Source organism: Mesorhizobium sp. M1312, assembly GCF_040318115.1.
GTDB lineage: Bacteria > Pseudomonadota > Alphaproteobacteria > Rhizobiales > Rhizobiaceae > Mesorhizobium.
In genome coordinates this window covers 1-544 of the sequence record NZ_JAMYLQ010000111.1, presented here as the reverse complement: position 1 = coordinate 544, position 544 = coordinate 1, and the positions used below count along the sequence as shown (strand labels likewise).

At 53.1% G+C, this 544-nt stretch carries 1 protein-coding gene; it reads right to left on the bottom strand.

The genetic code is table 11. The annotated features are described in order from the left end of the window. On the bottom strand, positions 1-529 hold a 529-nt coding region (locus NKH36_RS34755), incomplete at its 3' end, for a phospholipase D-like domain-containing protein (protein ID WP_352966326.1). Between the last annotated feature and the right edge of the window lie 15 nt (positions 530-544).

Below are 544 nucleotides of genomic sequence, written 5' to 3'. Positions count from 1 at the left end.
CATGCCAGTGCAGCACATCGTTCTTTAGTTCCAGCCGATAGCTGGTTTCTGGTGATATCTCCGCTTGAAAAAAGCGCCGAAGTTCACCGACTAATTCGGCATCCTCAAAGAGCACGCCCATCTCCGAGTTCAAAGACACTGACCGGGGATCAAAATTGAAGGAACCGACGAACCCGGTCTTATTGTCAACCGTGAAAGATTTGGTGTGCAGACTGGCGCCCTTGGAGCCAAACACAGAGATTGCCTGTCGGCGACTGAAGGGCTGGAGCTCGAACAGTCTCACGCCATTCCTCAGCAATCGCTTGCGATAGTTTGCATAAGCTCCGTGGACCGCGGCGACGTCTGTAGCGGCCAAGGAATTGGTCAAAACCGAAACGTCAACCCCATTGCTGACGAGGTCTATCAGGACCGCCGAGCCTCTTTTGCCAGGGATGAAATAGGGAGATACAATTTCCAGACAGTTGCGCGCCGACTTAATGAGGGGAAGCAACTCCTTCGTAAGCCAACTGCGACGTCTCCAACCTCTCACCTTCTCTGGAGGATC